Origin of the sequence: Streptomyces sp. NPDC058371 (genome assembly GCF_042723265.1) — a bacterium.
GTDB lineage: Bacteria > Actinomycetota > Actinomycetes > Streptomycetales > Streptomycetaceae > Streptomyces.
In genome coordinates this window covers 111,125-128,582 of sequence record NZ_JBHXJC010000012.1, presented here as the reverse complement: position 1 = coordinate 128,582, position 17,458 = coordinate 111,125, and the positions used below count along the sequence as shown (strand labels likewise).

General features: G+C 71.7%; 19 protein-coding genes. 4 read left to right on the top strand and 15 right to left on the bottom strand.

Going from position 1 to position 17,458, the window contains the following annotated elements:
* Positions 1-9 precede the first annotated feature (9 nt).
* From fabZ to ACFWM2_RS29350, 12 genes are all read right to left on the bottom strand, one after another.
* A complete protein-coding gene (gene fabZ, locus ACFWM2_RS29405; protein WP_383286220.1) occupies positions 10-543 on the bottom strand; it encodes a 3-hydroxyacyl-ACP dehydratase FabZ in 534 nt (177 codons plus the stop codon).
* 2 nt (positions 544-545) lie between these two features.
* Entirely contained in the window at positions 546-836 is a 291-nt protein-coding gene (locus tag ACFWM2_RS29400) for an acyl carrier protein (RefSeq protein WP_383286218.1), read from the bottom strand.
* A gap of 50 nt (positions 837-886) precedes the next feature.
* On the bottom strand, positions 887-1,648 hold the full coding sequence (gene fabG, locus ACFWM2_RS29395; protein ID WP_383286216.1) for a 3-oxoacyl-ACP reductase FabG: 762 nt from the start codon (positions 1,646-1,648) through the stop codon (positions 887-889).
* Positions 1,645-2,673, bottom strand: a complete 1,029-nt coding sequence (gene sbnB / locus ACFWM2_RS29390) for a 2,3-diaminopropionate biosynthesis protein SbnB (protein WP_383286214.1) — start codon at positions 2,671-2,673, stop codon at positions 1,645-1,647. Before sbnB ends, fabG begins: the two co-directional genes overlap by 4 nt.
* Positions 2,670-3,731 (bottom strand): 2,3-diaminopropionate biosynthesis protein SbnA, encoded by a 1,062-nt coding sequence (gene sbnA / locus ACFWM2_RS29385; protein ID WP_383286212.1) that lies wholly within the window; start codon positions 3,729-3,731, stop codon positions 2,670-2,672. The genes sbnB and sbnA overlap by 4 nt, the downstream gene beginning before the upstream one ends.
* Positions 3,728-6,076: a lantibiotic dehydratase gene (locus tag ACFWM2_RS29380; RefSeq protein WP_383286210.1), complete on the bottom strand. Its 2,349-nt coding sequence runs from the start codon at positions 6,074-6,076 to the stop codon at positions 3,728-3,730. Before ACFWM2_RS29380 ends, sbnA begins: the two co-directional genes overlap by 4 nt.
* Positions 6,073-7,278, bottom strand: a complete 1,206-nt coding sequence (locus ACFWM2_RS29375; protein WP_383286208.1) for a PLP-dependent aminotransferase family protein — start codon at positions 7,276-7,278, stop codon at positions 6,073-6,075. Before ACFWM2_RS29375 ends, ACFWM2_RS29380 begins: the two co-directional genes overlap by 4 nt.
* A gap of 5 nt (positions 7,279-7,283) precedes the next feature.
* On the bottom strand, positions 7,284-7,538 hold the full coding sequence (locus ACFWM2_RS29370) for an acyl carrier protein (RefSeq protein WP_383286206.1): 255 nt from the start codon (positions 7,536-7,538) through the stop codon (positions 7,284-7,286).
* Complete coding sequence (locus tag ACFWM2_RS29365) at positions 7,519-9,045, bottom strand: class I adenylate-forming enzyme family protein (RefSeq protein WP_383286204.1); 1,527 nt, start codon at positions 9,043-9,045, stop codon at positions 7,519-7,521. Before ACFWM2_RS29365 ends, ACFWM2_RS29370 begins: the two co-directional genes overlap by 20 nt.
* Complete coding sequence (locus tag ACFWM2_RS29360; protein WP_383286202.1) at positions 9,032-9,979, bottom strand: ACP S-malonyltransferase; 948 nt, start codon at positions 9,977-9,979, stop codon at positions 9,032-9,034. The genes ACFWM2_RS29365 and ACFWM2_RS29360 overlap by 14 nt, the downstream gene beginning before the upstream one ends.
* 88 nt (positions 9,980-10,067) lie before the next feature.
* Entirely contained in the window at positions 10,068-10,862 is a 795-nt protein-coding gene (locus ACFWM2_RS29355) for an ABC transporter permease (RefSeq protein WP_383286200.1), read from the bottom strand.
* Positions 10,859-11,782 (bottom strand): ABC transporter ATP-binding protein, encoded by a 924-nt coding sequence (locus tag ACFWM2_RS29350; protein ID WP_383286198.1) that lies wholly within the window; start codon positions 11,780-11,782, stop codon positions 10,859-10,861. Before ACFWM2_RS29350 ends, ACFWM2_RS29355 begins: the two co-directional genes overlap by 4 nt.
* A gap of 575 nt (positions 11,783-12,357) precedes the next feature.
* Between ACFWM2_RS29350 and ACFWM2_RS29345 the strand changes: the two genes are divergently transcribed.
* The 3 genes from ACFWM2_RS29345 to ACFWM2_RS29335 all read left to right on the top strand — a co-directional run bounded on the left by ACFWM2_RS29345 (position 12,358) and on the right by ACFWM2_RS29335 (position 13,604).
* The gene (locus tag ACFWM2_RS29345; RefSeq protein WP_383286469.1) at positions 12,358-12,705 is read left to right on the top strand and encodes a hypothetical protein; all 348 of its coding nucleotides are present in this window, start codon (positions 12,358-12,360) and stop codon (positions 12,703-12,705) included.
* A 336-nt stretch (positions 12,706-13,041) separates the two neighbouring features.
* Positions 13,042-13,398 (top strand): PRC-barrel domain-containing protein, encoded by a 357-nt coding sequence (locus tag ACFWM2_RS29340; protein WP_383286196.1) that lies wholly within the window; start codon positions 13,042-13,044, stop codon positions 13,396-13,398.
* 32 nt (positions 13,399-13,430) lie between these two features.
* A complete protein-coding gene (locus ACFWM2_RS29335; RefSeq protein ID WP_383286497.1) occupies positions 13,431-13,604 on the top strand; it encodes a hypothetical protein in 174 nt (57 codons plus the stop codon).
* A 58-nt stretch (positions 13,605-13,662) separates the two neighbouring features.
* Here ACFWM2_RS29335 and ACFWM2_RS29330 read toward each other — a convergent pair whose 3' ends face one another.
* The 3 genes from ACFWM2_RS29330 to ACFWM2_RS29320 form a co-directional block, all read right to left on the bottom strand.
* Positions 13,663-14,379 (bottom strand): ANTAR domain-containing protein, encoded by a 717-nt coding sequence (locus tag ACFWM2_RS29330; RefSeq protein ID WP_383286194.1) that lies wholly within the window; start codon positions 14,377-14,379, stop codon positions 13,663-13,665.
* 80 nt (positions 14,380-14,459) lie between these two features.
* Positions 14,460-15,374 carry an ANTAR domain-containing protein gene (locus ACFWM2_RS29325; RefSeq protein WP_383286192.1) on the bottom strand — a complete coding sequence of 305 codons (915 nt, stop codon included), beginning with the start codon at positions 15,372-15,374 and terminating at the stop codon, positions 14,460-14,462.
* A gap of 379 nt (positions 15,375-15,753) precedes the next feature.
* Complete coding sequence (locus ACFWM2_RS29320) at positions 15,754-16,467, bottom strand: DUF4232 domain-containing protein (protein WP_383286190.1); 714 nt, start codon at positions 16,465-16,467, stop codon at positions 15,754-15,756.
* A 440-nt stretch (positions 16,468-16,907) separates the two neighbouring features.
* On the opposite strand from ACFWM2_RS29320, the gene ACFWM2_RS29315 reads away from it, so the two are divergent.
* Positions 16,908-17,456, top strand: coding sequence for a DUF5994 family protein (locus ACFWM2_RS29315; RefSeq protein WP_383286188.1), 549 nt, complete (start codon positions 16,908-16,910; stop codon positions 17,454-17,456).
* Positions 17,457-17,458 lie beyond the last annotated feature (2 nt).

Here is a 17,458-nt window from a genome sequence, read left to right as displayed (position 1 = left end):
GGACGGCGGCTAGGCCTTGCGTTCCGTGGTGACGATCAGGGAACCGGCGGCGGCCAGTTCCGTGCCGACACTGGCCCGCACCGACACCTGGCACAGCCCGCCGAGCCGCTGGCCGAGCCGGGCCTCCAGCGTCAGCTGGTCGCCGGGGACCACCAGCCGGGAGAACTTCATCGAGCTGATGGAGCCCAGGTAGCCGACACTGGCCGACGGGTCACCGCCGGTCTCCCCCGTGTCGGGCGCCTCGACCAGTTCGGCGACGTACACGACCGCCACCAGCTGGGCCATCGCCTCGACGATCATCACGCCGGGCATGATCGAGTGGTCCGGGTAGTGCCCGGCGAAGAACGGCTCGTTCACCGAGACGCTCTTGATCCCGCGCCCGGACACGCCGGGTACGACGTCGTAGGCCCGGTCGATCATCAGCATCGGCCAGCGGTGCGGCAGCATCCGCTTGATGTCGTCCGAGGAGTAGCTGTAGGTGTCCTTGGCCGCCGCTGCCCGGCGCGTGGGCGCGGGGGCGGGGGCAACCGGCGTGGTCGTCATGGTCAGACCTCGCGGGCTTCGATGAAGTCGACCAGGGCGTTGATCGAGCCGAAGGCCTCGAAGTCGTCGTCGCTGATCAGCACGTCGTACTCGTTGTTGACCATGACGACGATCTCCAGCGTGTCCAGCGAGTCCATTTCCAGACCGCGGCCGAACAGCGGCTGGTTGTCGGACACGACGGCCGGCTCGACGTCCAGGCCGAGCCGGTCGATGATCATCGACTTGACCTTCACGTTCTTCTCGAGGCGGGCCTCGGCCTGGGCGCGGACGTCCTCGAAGGTGGCGACGGACATGGGAGTTCCTTCCGGTAAATGATGAGTAGTCAGATCTCGTGTTCAGAGGGCTAGTTGGGGATCATTCCGCCGTCGACGGTGAGCACCTTGCCGGTGATGTAGGAGGCCGCGGGGCTGGCCATGAAGACCGTCGCCTGGGCGACCTCGGCCGGGGTGCCCATCCGGCCGAGCGGGATCACCTGGAGGGCTTCCTTCATCTGCGCCGGCGGCACCTTCTTGACCATGTCGGTGTCGATGAAGCCGGGCGCCACCACGTTGACGCGGATCCCGCGGGGGGCCACCTCGTACGACAGGGTCTTGGCCATGGAGATCACTCCGCCCTTGCTGGCGGCGTAGTTGGCCTGGCCGGCCCGGCCCGCGATGCCGCTGGTGGAGGCGATCAGGACGATCGACCCACCGGTCGCGTACATCTGCTTGGTCGCCTCGCGGGCGGTCAGGAAGGTGCCGGTCAGGTTGGTGCCGATGACCTCCTGCCACTTGGCGCTGCTCATGGCGGCCAGGTGCCCGTCGGCGGTCACCCCGGAGTTGAGGACGGCGACGTCGAGGGCGCCCCAAGTGGTGCGCAACTCCTTGTACATCGCGGTCACTTGGGCCTCGTCGGAGATGTCCGCGGGCAGCAGCAGGGCCTGCCGGCCGAGGGCGCGGACGCGCTCGGCGACCTCCTCGGCCTTCGCGGTGCTGGAGCGGAAGTTCAGGGCCACGTCACAGCCGTGCTCGGCCAGGGCGACGGCGATCGCCGCACCGATGCCCCGCGACGCTCCGGTGACCAGGGCCTTGGTGCCCTCCGCGAACAGCGTTCCCGGCGCGCTCATGCCGCGCTCCCGCTCATCGCCGCGGTGACCCGGTGGCTGCCCGGATCGAAGCCCTCGATGTCCGTACCGAGACCCGCCCGGTCGGCGGCCTTCAGCACCGCCTGCGCGACCGCGAGGTCCAGGACGCCCAGGCCGAACGGCGAGAAGACGATCGTGTCGGTCGTCGTCGGCGGATCGGTCCAGCCGAGCACGGTGGCGATCTCGGCGTGCACGAAGTCCTGGTGCCCCACCTCCTGTTCGGCGCGGTGCAGGGAGGTCTGCTCGCGGACGGCGTGCTCGATGTCGTCGACCACGTTGTACGAGGAGAGCACCGAGGCGGTGTTCAGGTCCCGCAGCGACAGGTGCAGGATCACCTGGCCGGAGGGGCGGTCCGGGAAGTCGGCCAGGTCGAGCCAGTAGGTGGAGTCGGTGGTGGCGACACTGACGGTGTCGGCACCGAGCGCGTCGGCCACCTCACCGGTCCGGAAGGCGATCCCCGGGTGTTCGGCGGCCAGTTCGGCGGCGAAGACCTCGGCGCGCCCGGGGACGACGTCCTGGAGCACCACGGTCTCGATGTCCTGGTGGGTCACCGTGAGATAGGTGAGGACGCGGTGGTTGATCGTGCCGCAGCCGACCAGTCCGACGGTGCGCACCGGGCGGCGGCCGTGCAGCACACCGCTGGCGAGCGCGGCGCTGGCCGCGGTCCGCGAGGCGGAGATCTGGCTGCCTTCGAGAAGGGCCTGCGGATACCCGGTCTCCAGGTGGTTCAGGATCTGCACGGACGAGGCCCGCTGCAGGCCCTGGTTCACGTTCGTCGGGAAGGACGAGATCCACTTCAGGCCCATCACCGGCTCCGGGCCGCCCAGATAGGCGGGCAGGGAGATGATGCGCGAGCCGGTGGGCCGCGGGGGGCGCAGGAAGCTGGAGAACGGCAGGTTCGAGTGGCCCTGGCCGTGCAGGACGTAGGCGCTGCGCACCGCGTCGAGCACGGCGGACTCGAGGCCCGTCAGCGCGGTGCGGACGGCGTCGCGACCGAGGATTCTCATGACGCGCTCCTTTCTTGGTCGTCGTGGGACAGGGCGTGTTCGACGTGCTGGAAGTGGGCCTCGACCCACTGGTCGGAGTAGATGGTGTCGAGGTAGCGGTCGCCGCCGTCGGGAAGCACCGCGACGCAGGTGGCGCCCGGTTCGATCCAGGACGAGGCGCCCAGGAGCGCCGCCATGACGGCGCCGGAGGAGCCGCCGGCGAGGATGGACTCCTGCGCCAGCAGCTGCCGGCAGCCGCGTACGCAGTCGAAGTCGGTCACTTTCAGCACCCGGTCCGCGAGCCCCGGTTGCAGCAGGGGCGGCACCACGGCCGCGCCGTGCCCGGGGATGGTGCGCCGGTGCGAGCGTTCCCAGGGCTCCGGCGGCCCGAAGATCACGCTGCCCACCGCGTCCACCGCCACGACCCGGGTGTCCAGACCGTTGTCGCGGATGAACTCGGCGCAGCCGCGCAGGGTGCCGCAGGTGCCGGCCGCGAGGAAGAGGTAGTCGGGGCCGCCGGGCAGGGCCTCGCAGATCTCGCGCATCGTGGAGTGGTGCGCCCGGGCGTTGTACTCGTTGGCGTACTGGTTGGGCCAGTACGCGTCGGGGACGCTCTCCAGCAGTGCCCGGACCCGGTTGATCCGGGCCGGCAGGAACTCGCCGGTGGCGGGGTCCCGTTCGACGATCTCGACCCGTGCGCCGTACGCCCGCATGATGGCGGCGTTCTGGGCGGTGGTCCGCGGGTCGACGACGCAGACGAGGTTGAGCCGGTAGAAGTTGCACAGCTGGGCGAGGGCGATGCCGAGGTTGCCCGAGGAGGACTCCACGACCGTGGAGACTCCCGGGACGAGCTTGCCCGTCCTGATGGCGTGCTCGATCATCGACTTGGCGGCGCGGTCCTTGATGCTGCCGCCCGGGTTGAAGCGCTCGCACTTGGCGTACACCTGGAACCGCTCGGGAGGGAACAGCCGGTCGAGAGCGACCAGCGGAGTCCCGCCGATCGTCGCGACGATGTCGGTCTCCCAGGAGCGGGTCGAGCGGGCCGCCAGTGCCGCGCCGTCGGAGGCGAGGACTGTCATTGCGGTGCCTTTCTGCTGATCTGGAGCCGCAGTTCACTGACGTAGCGCTCGCCCTCGGCGTCCGGCAGCCAGGAGTCGTCCGGAGCCGGCAGGGGCTCGCTGACGGTCAGGACGGTGTCGGGGTCGAGCCGCAGCGCCCGGCGGACGAGGTTGGCGAAGGAGAGCACCAGCGTCGGGCTGGTGAAGTCGACCAGGGACGGTTTGGTCTCCTCGGGGAACTTGACGAACGCCTGGTCGGGCAGGGCGTGTTCGGTGATCCAGCGGCGGACGGCGAGGTAGTCGCCGTGCCGGTCCGGCTTGGCGGGCAGGGCGACCCCGTCGGCCCGAGGCCGCCAGGTCTCGCGGAACAGGACCAGGTCGTCGACGCTCACCCGCGGGGCGTGCGGGCGGTCGAGGCCGATCTTGAAGGCGTCCGCGGCGATGATCGAGACGGGCACCGCGAGCAGTTCGGCCATGCTCCACACACGCCCGTCGGGGGTGGTGGCGGTGACGGTGCCGTCCGTCTCGGCCACCGTGACGGCCGCCGCCGGATCGACCCGGGCGCGCTCGTCGAAGGGAGCGCGGGTGAACCCGATCAGCCGGTCGCCGGCGCCGATCGGCGCGGGGACCATCCGGCCGCTGTTGCGCTTCCAGTCGACGGGCAGCAGCGGCACCAGCCGTGGGGCGTCGACCGCCGCGTTGACCTTGTCCCGGAGCGAACCCTCGTCGGTGGTCCAGTCCAGGAACGGCAGGTCGAGGGTGCCCAGGCAGGCGTGGAGTTCGCCGAGTACGACGGTGTAGTCACCGGCGTTGACCGCCTCCACGGACCGGGCCACCACCTGGAGGTCCGGGCTGTGCAGGGCGAGGTGGGGCGACCGCACCGGACCGGTGGCGAAGACCGCGCGGGCGCGCTCCTCGATGTCCGGCACCGACAGCCGCACGTGTTCGCCCGGCGCGGCCGCCGCGTCCAGGTCGATGACCTCCCGCCATTTCCTGGCCAGTTCAGCGGTCGCGGTGTGTACGGGGGTGGCGTGCTGTCCCCAGAACAGGCCGAGCACCTGCGGCCAGACATCGGCGAGGGTGACCGTCGACCGGCGGGCCGCGGCGGTACGTACGAGCTGGGCGACCTCCGCCTCGGCCAGCTCCGCCAGACGGTTGCCGAACCAGTCCGCCGCGTCGGCCACCAGGGCCAGCGGACGGGCGATCCCGTCGAGGAAGTCCCGCCCCAGCTCCATCCGGCAGTCCCGGACGGAGTCCTCATAGCAGAGCGTGCGGCCGGCGTAGGCCTTGCCCTCCTCCCGAGACGCCGACTGCCCGGTCGTCGTGACGAAGAAGTCGTCGAGCAGGTCGAGTGCCTCGACGAGCTCCTCGGCACTTCCCGCGCGCTCGATGCCGCCCCGCAGCCGGTCCAGTTCGCCGAGAACCGCGTCGAAGCGGATGAACAGCTCCGGGTCGCCGATGGCGGCCACCCGGCGGCGCAGGATCTCCTCGGCCCGTACGTCGACGGGGATGTTGGCGTCCCAGGTCAGCACCCGCTGGCGCAGCAGCCGGGTCAGGGTCCGCTCCACGCGTTCGCGAGCCGTCGGGGCGTCCCACCGCTGTCCGGGCTCCGCGAGGAGCGCGTCGACGACGGCCTCGCCGTTCCGGTTGCCGTCGGCGTACCGCAGCACCTGTACGTCGTCGTCGCGCAGCCGCACCACCTTGTGGCCCGGCATCACCAGCCGCTCTCCGTCGAGGTGCACGTCGGGCCGCAGCACCGGCGGGAACCACCAGCGGGCGCCAGGCTGCCCGGCCATCCACTCGCCCAGCGCGGCCACCGTCCAGCGTTCGAAGAACACCCGGTCGGCCGCGGTGAGCGACGGACCGTGCTCGAACTCCATGGCGCGCTGTGTCCGCCCGACGGAGATCCAGGCGGCCGGCCCGAAGAAGCCGATGGTGTCGGCCTTCGCGCAGTACCGCAGCCAGTACATGGCCAGGGTGCGTTCGCGCTGCTTGCGCTTGGAGTCCTTGCCCTTGCCGGCCGCGAGGGAGTCGAGGATCTGGTAGACGGTGCGGTTCTGCCAGGCGATGGCGGTCCGCACCCGGTCGTCGGTGGCGAGCCGGCCGAGCCGGGCGGCCTCGGCGGCACTGTCCGCCCGGTACGCGGCGGCGAACTCGTCGTGGCCGGCCGCGCCGCTCTCCAGCAGCGCCGCCGCGTCGGTCGCCCGCCGGCCGCCGAGCAGTTCCAGGCCGGAGACCGGGAAGCCCGCGCTGCGGAGCAGACCGACGCCCCACACGCGCCAGTCCGTGGTGCCGAGCCGGTAGGAGGGGCCGAAGGCCGACCAGTCCAGGGTGCGGGTCGCTTCGAGCGTGCCGGTGCCGGTCATCGGGTTCCTCCTTCCGGGAGTGGGTCGGGTGCGTCGAATGCGGCGGCCAGCCGGGAGATGCCCTCGGTGATCCGCTTCCTGGGGACGTGGCTGAAGCACAGCCGCAGTGCGTCGGCGTGCTCGCCGTCGATGCCGAAGTGGCTGCCGGGCACGAAGGAGACCCCGTGTGCGGCGGCCGCCCCGGCGAAGCGGCCGGTGTCGACGCCCTCGCGGTGGCGCAGCCAGATGTAGAAGCCGCCCGTCGGGCGCTCCCACGACCAGGGGCCCGTGGTGCCGAGCTCCCGCTCCAGCGCGTCGGCCATCAGCGTGCTGCGCTCCCGGTAGCTGTGCCGGTAGGCGTCGACCAACTCCGTCCACCCGTTGCGGGTGTGGAAGGCGGCGAGCGCGGCCTGGGCCAGGGCGGAGGGCGACAGCGACATGACCTCGGTGGTGCGGCGCAGGTGCTGCGCCAGATGGGCCGGTGCGGAGATCCAGCCGCACCGCAGGCCCGGGGCGAAGACCTTGGAGAAGGTGCCGAGGTAGACCACGCGGTCCGGGTCGAGCCCCTGCAGGGTGGCGGTGGTCCCGCCGTCGAACGCGAGCAGTCCGTAGGGGTTGTCCTCGATGACCAGGAGGTCGAGCTCCTGGCAGACCGTCAGCAGCTCCTTGCGGCGCTCGACGGACACGGTCGCGCCGGTGGGGTTCTGGAACGTCGGGTTGCAGTACAGCAGCCGGGCGGTGTGTCCGGCGGCGCGCAGCCGCAGCACCGTTTCGCGCAGCCCGGCGGGGTCCATCCCGCCGGCGGTGCCGGGGTCCTCGGGTACGGCGTGCAGGTTCAGGCCCGCGGTCCGGAAGGCCGCGGCGGCGCCCGGGTAGGCGGGTGTCTGGCACAGGACGGTCTCACCCGGGGTGCCGATCCCGAGCGCCACGGCCATCAGCCCCATCTGGGAGCCGCCGGTGGGCACGAGGTTCTCGGCTGTCGTAGTGGCCCCCTCCTGGGCCATCAGGTCGGTGATCGCCGGCACGAGGGCCTTCGCCACGTGCGGGGTGCTGTATTGGAGGGCGAGCCTGCCGCCGAGCCGTACGAGACGGGAGAGCTGACTGGAGATCGCCTCCAGCGGAAGGACGTCCAGGTCGGGCAGTCCCCCGGCGAAGGAGATCAGATCCCCGCCCCGCTCGAACAGTCGCGGCATCTCGACCGCGGGTCTGGTGTCGGTCCACATGGGTATCAGTTCCTGGCTGTCGCCGGTATCGAGGCCGCCGCCTGCGCGTGCACGGAGCGCCACAGGTCGGCCGGGGAGGTGAGCGCGGGGTCCGCGAGCACGTCCGGGTCGATCTCGACGCCGTACGTCTCCTCGACGGCCATCACCAGGGCGACGGTGTGGAGCGAGTCCACCCCGAGGTCCACGAGCGGCTTCTCGGGATCGGTGACCGTGACGGCGCAGATCTGCTCGACGAGCTGGTCAAACTGCGACTGGTTCATGGGACGTCCTCGTCTGTGCGATGGAAGGCTTGGGTGCGTGCTGGGCGCCGGCCGGCGGATCGAGCAGGCGCCGGGCGGCCTTGCGGTCGGGCTTGCCGTTCGCGGTGAGGGGTACGGCGTCGATGCGGGTGATGACATCGGGCATCCGGGCGCGGTCGAGCCGTCCGGTGAGGTGGTCGCGGACCTCCTCCACCGGCAGACCGGTCTGCACCGCGAGGTGCAGCGGGCCGTCCTCGGGCTCGGGTCGCAGGGCCACGGCCGCGGTCACCCCGGGAATCCGCTCCGCGGCGTCCTCGATCTCGGTCAGACCGAGGCGGATCCCGCGCCGCTTGATCATGTCGTCGTCGCGGCCGACGAAGTAGAGCCGGCCGTCGGCGTCGAGACGGCCCTGGTCGCCGGTGTGCAGTTCGAGCGAGCCGTCGGCCCGGCGGACGTAGCGGCTCTGCTCGTCGAGCGGAATCCCCCAGTAGCCGGCCATCACCGTGGTGCCCGACACGACGATCTCGCCGATCGCGCCGGGACCGAGGTCGCGCCGGTCGCCGTCCACGATCCGGACCTGGTCGCCGGGGATGGGCCGGCCGACCGACTCGGGGTGGGTCGCGTATTCGGCGGGGTCCAGGATCGAGATGCGCTTGCACTCGGTCATGCCGTACATCGAGGCGAAGCCCGAACCGGGGAAGGCGTCGAGGAGTTCGGACATGATCGCCCGGCCCGGCCGGGCGCCCGTGTTGGTGAACAGGCGCACCTTCGTCGGCCGGCGCAGCTTGCGTTGCAGCAGGGTGAGGATCTGGGCCAGGGAGGGCACCAGCGGGACGACGGTGACGCCGTGCCGCTCGATGATCCGCAACAGGCCCACGTCGCTGCTGCGTTCGGCGAGGACGAGCGTGCCGCCGGTGAGCGCGCAGAGCAGTGCCTGGTAGAGGCCGTAGTCGAAGGAGAGCGGCAGCCTGCACAGGACGACGTCGTCGGCGTCGTACCGCAGACAGGCGTTGACCGCCTCGGCCGCCGCGATCATCTGCCGGTGCGGGCAGATCACGCCCTTGGGCCGGCCGGTCGTGCCGGAGGTGTAGATCAGCATCGCGACGCTGTCGTCCGGCAGTTGGGCCGTGAAGCCGTCGGCGTCCGCGCGTTCCGCGTCCTGCCGGGCCCGGGCCACGTCGACCGTGCGTCCGGCGCGGGCGCCCGCCCCGGGCGAGCAGATCGCCAGGGCGGCCGCGCAGTCGTCGACGATCGAGCCGACCTGATGGTCCGTCAATTCCGGGTGTACGGGGACGAAGACCGCCCCCATCCGGAGGGTTGCGTAGAAGAAGGTGAGGAAGGCGCGGTCGTTGCCGCCCGCGTAGACGACCCGCTGCCCGGTGGTCACACCCTGGCCGCGCAGCCATCCGACGGTCCGGTCGACGGCGGTACCGAGCTCGCGGTAGGTGAGCGTGCCGTCGGTGTCGACGACCGCGGGGTGGTCGGCGCGCTCGGCGCGCGGACGGTCGAGGAGGTCAGCGACCAGCATGGACGGGCTCCCCTCGTCCGACGGCCGCGCCGAGGCGGGTACGGGCCTTGTCGAGATCCCGGGCCGAGTTGACGGACAGGACGTCGAGTTCGGGGTGCTGGCGCCTGAGGATGCTCGCGAGGGTGCGGGCGGGCGGCAGCGAGAGGGTGACCGCGGGCGCCAGCCGGGCGAGGGTGCGCAGGCACAGGTCCCAGCGCACCGGACGTACCACCTGGTCGACGAGCCGCTGCTGGATCACCTCGGGGGTGTCCACCACTTCTCCGTCGGCGTTCGAGAGCAGTTGGCCGCGCGGCCGATCGAAGCGGATGGCCGCGGCGGCCGCGGCCACCGTCCGCCGCGCCGACTCCATGTACGGGGTGTGGAAGGCGCCCGCGACCGTGAGCGCCTTGACCGTCGCCCCGCGGGGCGGCGCGGCGGTCAGCAGCCGGAGGTCCTCGACCGCTCCCGCGGCCACGATCTGGCCGGGGCCGTTGAACGTGGCCGCGGTGAGGCCGAGTTCGCCGATCCGGGCCAGTACCTCGGGCTCGTCCCCGCCGACCACCGCCGCCATCGAGGTGGGCGCCTCGGCGCAGGCGGCGGCCATGGCACGACCGCGGATCGCGGCGAGGCGCACGGCGTCGGCGGCGCTCAGCACCCCGGCGTACACCGCCGCGGTGAGCTCGCCGACCGAATGGCCGGCGATGACCGCGTCCCCCGCGGACACCGCCTCGGCCAGTGCCTCGTGGGCGAGCACCCCCTGGGCGACCAGCAGCGGCTGGGTGTTCTCGGTCCGGGCGATCTCCGCGGCCGTGGCCTTGGTGCCCAAGTGGACGAGGTCGCAGTCGGCGGCCTCGGACCAGGCCCGTACCCGCTCGGCGTGGACCGGGTCGCGCAACCAGCCGGCCAGCATTCCAGGAGTCTGCGATCCCTGACCCGGCGCAACTATTCCGAACATGTGTTCTATCCCCCTTTCGTGTTGCGTACCCGACGCACGGCGCTCGGCGAGCGGTGCGCTACGGACGGACGGGACTTGGCGGACGGCCCTACAGGCGCCCGGTGCTCTTGGAGAACCGGCGGACCGCCAGGAACGAGAACCCGGCGAACCAGGCGACGATGTTGAACACGGCACCCGAGAGGCTGGAGTGCTCACCGCTGAACGAGTAGCCGTCGGTGAGGGCGTAGCGGGCGAGGGTCGACACCCCGTACATCGGCGTGAAGCGGGAGATGTCGAGCATGGTCCCGCTGAGCGGGATGAACAGGTTGCCGAGGAAGGCGAGCGCGGTCATGGTCAGCCCCGGCATGTGCATCACGACCTCGGGCTTCAGCGCCAGACCCATCGCGATGCCGAGCGCCGCGAAGACCGCCGCTCCGATCCAGGCGACGAGCAGCGAGGTCACCCAGACCTCGGCATCGGCGCGCGCACCGGTGACGTAACCGAGCACCCCGACGATCGCCACCGGCACGGCGGCCATGACCACCGAGCACACCACCTTCACCAGCAGATAGCCGGGCGGGGCGAGCGGGCTCAGGGCGATGGTGCGCATCCAGCCGACGGACCGCTCGACCGAGATGGTGGCCGCCGCGCTGGTGGCCGCCATCGCGGCGCCGTACACGGCCAGGCCGATCATCATCCAGGCGGCGAAGTTGCCGTGCGGCAGGGTCGCGTGGGCGGGGCTGGTGCGGAACAGGGCGAGATAGAGGACGGCCGGGAGCAGCAGGGTGAAGATCGTGGTCTGCCGGTTGAACCGGCGCCGCAGCTCGTAGCGGACGAAGGTGGGGTTCACTCCGCCGAAGGGCGAGGTGCGGGGGCCGGCGCCGGGCGCCGCGAGGGTGGTCATCGGGGCCCCTCCTGGGCACTGCGGCCGGGGCCGGTGATGGCCACGAAGGCCTCTTCGAGACTGCGCGGGGTGACCTCGATCTCCGTCGCGGAGGTCTCGGTGACCAGCGCCCGCAGCAGGACGTCCGAGTCGGTGCAGTCGAAGAAGTGACGCTCACCGCGGTTCGTGACGGAGCGGACCGCGGCATGCGCGGCGATCTTGGCGGCCTCGCCAGGGCCGATCAGGGCCGAGACGGTACGTCCGCTCGTGGCGGCGCGGATCGACGACGCGGAGCCGTCGGCCACGACCGCACCCCGGTCGATCATCACCACCCGGTCGGCGAACTGATCCGCCTCCTCCATGTAGTGCGTGGCGAACATGACCGTCATGCCGCGGCCGGCGTCCTCGCGGACGGTGGCCCAGAACTCCCGGCGGGCGGAGACGTCCATACCGGCGGTGGGCTCGTCGAGGACCAGGAAGTCGGGGTCGGACAGCAGCGCCAGGGCGAACCGCAGCCGCTGCTGCTCACCGCCCGAGCACTCGGCGACCCTGCGGTGCCGCAGTGAGGTGACCGCGGCCCGGCTCATGACCCGCTCCGGGTCGGCGCCGGGGTGCAGCGAACCGAGCATGTGCACGGTGGCCTCGACGGTCAGGTCCGGCAGCAGACCTCCCGACTGGAGGACCGCCGCGACCCGGCCGGCGCGCACCGCCTGCCGCGGCGCCATCCCGAACAGCTCCACCTGACCCGAGTCGGGCCGGGTGAGCCCCAGGAGCATGTCGATGGTGGTCGTCTTGCCGGCACCGTTCGGACCGAGGAACGCGACGACCTCACCGCGTCGGATGCGCAGGTCCAGCCCGTTGACGGCGGTGAACTCCTCGCCCTTGGCGTTGGCGAAGCGCTTGACGACCGTGCTGAGCACGGCGGCATCCGGAGAGGTCACCTCCCTCGGTGCCGGACGGGCTTGGGTTTCGATCGTCATCTGAGTCCTCACGATTCAACGGATGTCGCCTTGGCGGGATTCACTCTTGCGCGCCCCCCTATCCGCCCGAACCGGAGCCACTACCAGCCGCCTATCGGGGCCCTATCCGGCCCCCGGGACATCGCCGTTGGGCGGTGCCCGCACGCCGGGCCCCGGCGGCCGTCCGCCCACGCATGCCGGGCCGTTCGAGACCGGGGCCGTGAACTCCCGTCCCCGCCGGGCGACTTCACCCCTCGCGCGGGAGTTGGCGTGAAGCCGCTCCTGAGGAGATACGCGGGCGAGGGCCGTGCCGAAGGCTCCCCGGCGGGCCCCGCTCCGGTCGCTCACCACGGCCGGGACCCGCGTTGACACCGGCCGTCACCCGGCGTTCACTGATGGCACGGTGCAGGGCCATGCCCCGGGATTACCCGGCCGGGACATTCCACCTCCCCCGCTTCGCCAGGACCCCGTGGACGAAATGAATTCCCCGCGCTCTGGAGGTCCGGCGGCCTCATGGATTTTGCCGATCGTCAATTTGGGAAAGTGGCACACAAATGATGTACGACCAGGCACGCGCCCAGCAGCCCGCGGACAAGGGCCCCGGTTCGGCCCTGCGCCGCACCCCGAGCGGCCCGGAGCCACTGCTCCCGGCGGACGAACGGGCCCGCCTCACCCAACGCCTCCGGCACGCCCTCCACGACTTCGCCGACAGCCCGCGCGAGGCCCTGGAAGAGGCCGAGGGCACCTTCGACGAAGTAGCGGCCCATCTCGTGAACACCCTGGCGGAGCGGCGGCGCGTGCTGCGCGAGGGCTGGGAGGGGCAGACCCCCGAAGCGCGCTCGGACGAACTGCGGCTGGCCCTCGGCCGGTACCGGGAGATCACCGAACGCCTGCTGCGCATGTAACCGGCGAGCGGGGGCACCGTACCGGCAACGCCGGAGACCCCACCGGGAACGCAGCGAGAACCCCTCGGGGCCGTACCGGGAAAAGGAATGAAGATCTGTTCGAGCTATTTCGCCGGACGTGGTGAACAGCCCGCAGATCGGCAGATACAAAGGAGCGCTTTGCGGGCTCCGGAACCGGCTGGGCCGCGTTGATCGCAGTAACATTGATTTCGGGTCGGTTCACGCTCACGTGCAACCGCCCGGAAGGGCGACTCCGGCGTATTACGCGCCGGAGTCGTTGTCTCGGCCGTGGACAGACGCGCACCGGGCCGGTGCCCCGAGCAGGAGGGACAAGGCATGATCCAGGCAGCCGACATCCGTGAGTGGCGCAATCACGACGTAGTCGACTCCAAGGGGCACAAGATCGGCGTGCTCGAAGCGGTCTACGTCGACACCGCCACCGACGAACCGGCCATGGCCACCGTCCGGGCCGGACTGCCCACCCGCCAGCGCCTGGTCTTCGTCCCCGTCGACGAGGCGGTCCTCGGCCCCGGCTACCTCAAGGTCTCCTACGCCAAGAACCAGGTGCGCAAGGCGCCTTCGATCGGCACGGACGACATCCTGCCCGCCGAGCAGGAGGAGTCGATCTTCCAGTACTACGGCATGACCTACCAGCCTGGAGCGGCCGGCGAACGGCAGCTCGCCCGCCGCTGAGCGGCGACCGTCAGTCCGAGGGAGTTGTTCGCGTGATGGTGCTCTTCCTGCTGCTCGTCCTCGTGGCCGTCATCCTGGGCATCATCGGAGCGGCGGCCTCGGGCCTGGGCTATCTGCTGGCCATCGGCATCGCGGTCCTCGTGCTCGATGTGGTCGTCGCCGGCGTGCGGCTGTCCCGGCGCGCCAAGCGGCGCCCCATGCGCTGAGCGCGCGGCCGGCCGGGCAACGGTTCGCGGTGCACCCACCGGTGCACGGAGGGTGCGGTCAGGACGTCAGGTCCGGCAGGGGTTCGGAGCCGTCGACGAAGGCGCGGGCCAGGTCGGCCAGCCGACGGTTGTGGGCCCGGGCGTACGCGCGGAGCGCGCTGAAGGCCTCTTCCATGTCCAGGCCCTGGCGTTCGGCGAGCTTGCCCTTGGCCTGCTCGATCAGGACGCGGCTGTGCAAGGCCGTCTGGAGCTGCTCGTTGAGGACGGTGCTGCGCTGCACGGAGCGCTGTTGCAGCAGGCTGATCGTCGCCACGTCGGCGAGGGCCTGGGCGAGCGGTGTGGCGGCCGGGTCGAAGGGGCCCGGGGTGGCGCGGAAGAGGTTCAGGGCGCCGACGACCTCGTGCCGCAGCCGCATCGGCAGGGCCTGGACCGCCCCGAAACCGCAGAGCCTGGCCGCCTCGGTGAACTGGGGCCATTCGTGGGCCTGCTCGCGCAGATCCGGCACCGTCACCGGCGCGCCCGTACGGAAGCACTCCAGGCACGGGCCCTCGTCGCTCTGCAGCTGGAAGAGCTCCAGGAGACGCACCTGCTCGTCGGAGGCTGCCATGACGCGCAGTTCGCCGTCAGGGCCCGCCAGCAGGACACCGGCCGCGCTCACGTCGAGCATGCTCACACAACGGTCGGTCAGCAGACGCAGGAAATCCACCAGATCGAAGTCGGCGACCAGGTTGTCGGCCAACTCGACGAACGTCCTGGCGAGAAGTCGTTCATCCATCGTGCACATCCTCTCTCGGAAGCCGGCCTCGCCGGGAGGACGCGGGAAGCAGGGGGCGGTCGGGAGCGCGTGGCACCGCGTCAGCTCTCATCATGGATTCCTTCGGGCGTCGCGTCCGGGGTGGATTCCGGTCCCTCCTGCGAACCGGTCACGGCGTGCGGGGCTCTCTCCGGTGGTACGTCCGCGCCCAGGGGCGGATCGAAAGCCGGGTGCGAGTTCGGGCCCGGGGGCGTGCTCGGGCCCGCGGGCGTATTCGGGCCCGGAGGCGGGTCGGGCTCAAAGCGGAGGCGGCGGCCCACCACGTCGGCCGCGACGTCGGCGAGCCGGCGCCCGTGCGCGTAGGAATAGGCGCGCAGCCGTACGAAGGCCTCCTCGATGCCGACCCCCAGCTGGACGGTGAGCATGCCGCTGGCCTGGTCGATCTCGGCGCGATAGCGGCCCAGGTCCTCGCGGCGGCCGTGCCGGAGCGGGCCGCCCCGGACACCTGCCGACTCCTCGATCCGGGTGTCGAGCAGCACCAGGGTGGCGCAGTCCGCGAAGGCCAGTGCGTCCGCCAGGTGCTCGGCGTCCAGTTCGACGGGGGTGTCCGCGTACAGGTCGAGGGCGCCGGAGCTGATGGCCCCGATCTGCAGGGGCAGGGCGAAGACCGCGGCGGCACCCGCGTCGATGGCCGCGACCGTGAACACGGGCCAGCGGGCCCGCATTTCTGCGGTGCGCAGATCGGGCGCCAGCACCGCGAGTCCGAGGGTGAAGGCGTCGACGCAGGGGCCCTCGCCCAGCGTGAGCTGCAGCTCCTCCAGGCGTTCGCTGACCTCGTCCGTGCTGCACAACGGGTGGCCGGGCGCCGTGCGGGACATGGCCGAAAGGCCGGCACCGCTGATCGGCAGTGCGGCCACCGCGGCGGCGCACACGTCCACGACGCCGACCTTCGCTCTGCGTTTTGCCGCCTCTTCGGCCACCAGCAGCGTGATCCGGGAGGACCGTCCGGCGCTCATCGGACCTCCCTGCGGGCACCGCGTCGGTGGGGGAGCGCCCGGCGACGCAGGGCGACACCCCGGTCGCGGAGCACGGCCGGCTCCCCTTGCGACGAGGTCAGCCGGGGAAGAAACATGACGCGTCTCGGTTCACGAGACCCTCCAAGTGGTGGCGTCCGGGCCGCAGTTCGCGGGAGGGAGTCCGAGACGAGGGAATGACTGTCCGCTCGCCGCGGGCGTGGCCTCCGACCGGTCCTGTGCCGTCGGGGTCCGGGACGTCCACGTTGTTTCAGCATAGTCGCCGCGGCGGCACGCCGGGCGGCCCCGGCGGTGTACGGGTACGTACCGCCGGGGGCCGCGGGCGGCCCGTCGGGCCGCCCACCGGGCGTGGGCCGGGTGATCAGCCCGCCGGGGAGTCGCTCACCTTGTTCGCGGGGCCGATGGCGAGCCTGACGCCGTCTGAGCCGTCTGAGCCGTCGGAGGCCGGCAGGGATCCGGCGGGCCAGGCGACGCTGACGTACTTGGTCTCGTTCGGCGGCGTGACCAGGATCTTGGTCGGGCGGACGCCGGAGCCGCCGGTGTTGTTGACCGGGAAGGTGATGTTGAACGCGGCCGACTCGCCGTCCTTGAGGACCGACGGGTAGGCCTTCTCGCCATTGCGGTCGACGGAGATCGTGGAGCCGTCGGCGGTCTTCAGGTCGACGCCCGCGTATCCGTTGACGGAGCAGGCGCGTCCGCCACCGTTCTTGAACTGGACGGTGACCACGCCCTCCTTCTTGTCGGTCGTGTTGTCCACGGCGTAGACCTCGAGCTCGTCGGTGCGGCACATGGACGCCTTGCTGCTCGTGCCGGATCCGGAGCCGGAGCCCGCGGTGCCGCCCGTGGTCGAGGAGCCGGACGAACCGGTGCCGGAAGCCGAGCCGCCGTTGCCGCCGGCCGTCGCGTCGGCCGTGGGACCGCCCGTGGTGCCGGCGGTCTTCCCGGACGGTGCGGTCGACGCCGAGTCGGCCGCCCCCTCGTCCCTGGTGCCGGTCCCGTCGCAGGCGGTGAGGGAGAGCGCGGCGGCCAGGCCGAGCGCGGCGAGCAGGATCTTGCGGGTGTGGGTGATGCGCATGGGTGTTCCCCCCGATGACGTCGTATGGGACCCCACGGCCCTGGTCTCGGTCCCGTGGCCGTCAGGCCGCCGGTCCCGGGGTGCGGTGGGTGATCACCAGAGAACCGGGGCCGCCCGGCGAGGGCAAGGCGGCGCGGGCAGCACGGGACGCTGGAATGCGTTCATGGCATCTGACCTGCGCGAACGTGAGCTGCCTGGAACGGGTGGACGGGACGCATGCGGCGGCTCGGCCGACCGGCGCGGCTGGTCGCGACACCGGGAGCGGGCCCGCGGGTGGGCGGGGAAACCCGATCCGGCCGGGCCGTCCGTTCGGCTCTGCCGCGGAGTAGCGTTGAGACACCGAGGGCACTTCGCATACCGGCTGCCATGCCGGAATCGTCCTGGGTGAGAATCGGTGATACCGGGCCGTCCGCAAGTCGTCCCGGAGACGGGTCGGCATCATGTCCGCCACCTTCGACCGCCGCCTGCCGCGGCAATCGCAGCCCGAGATCCCGGCCGCCCGCATCACGCTCAAGCCCAAGGACGACTCCCGTGGACTGCTGGACGGCGCCTGGTGGCCGCGCTCCCGTGACCTGATGCGGGAACTGCCCGCGCTGATGGACGTACTCGATCCGCTGTGGGGCCGTGTCACACGCATCGCGGTCAATCCCACGTACTGGCCGGCCATTCCACGCCAGGTTCCCGTCCACGGGCACGTGGTGAAGGTCGGCTGGTTCACGGCGGAGCTGGACCCGCACAAGATCCTGCTGCTGTCGTACTCCGTCGGCCGCTGGGACCTGCTGGTGATCCCGCCCGAGACCAGCCCCGCCTCGGCCGAGCGCCTGATGGCGGCGGCCTCCGGTGACGCGGGTCTGCCACTGACCGCCAGCGCACTCATGGCGGCGGCGTACGAGGACGAGGACGCGGCCGCCTCGGCGGACGCGCTCGCCACCGGTCTGCCCGAGCCGGTCGTACCCGGCCGGCCCGAGCCCCTGATCGTGGGGACGTGACG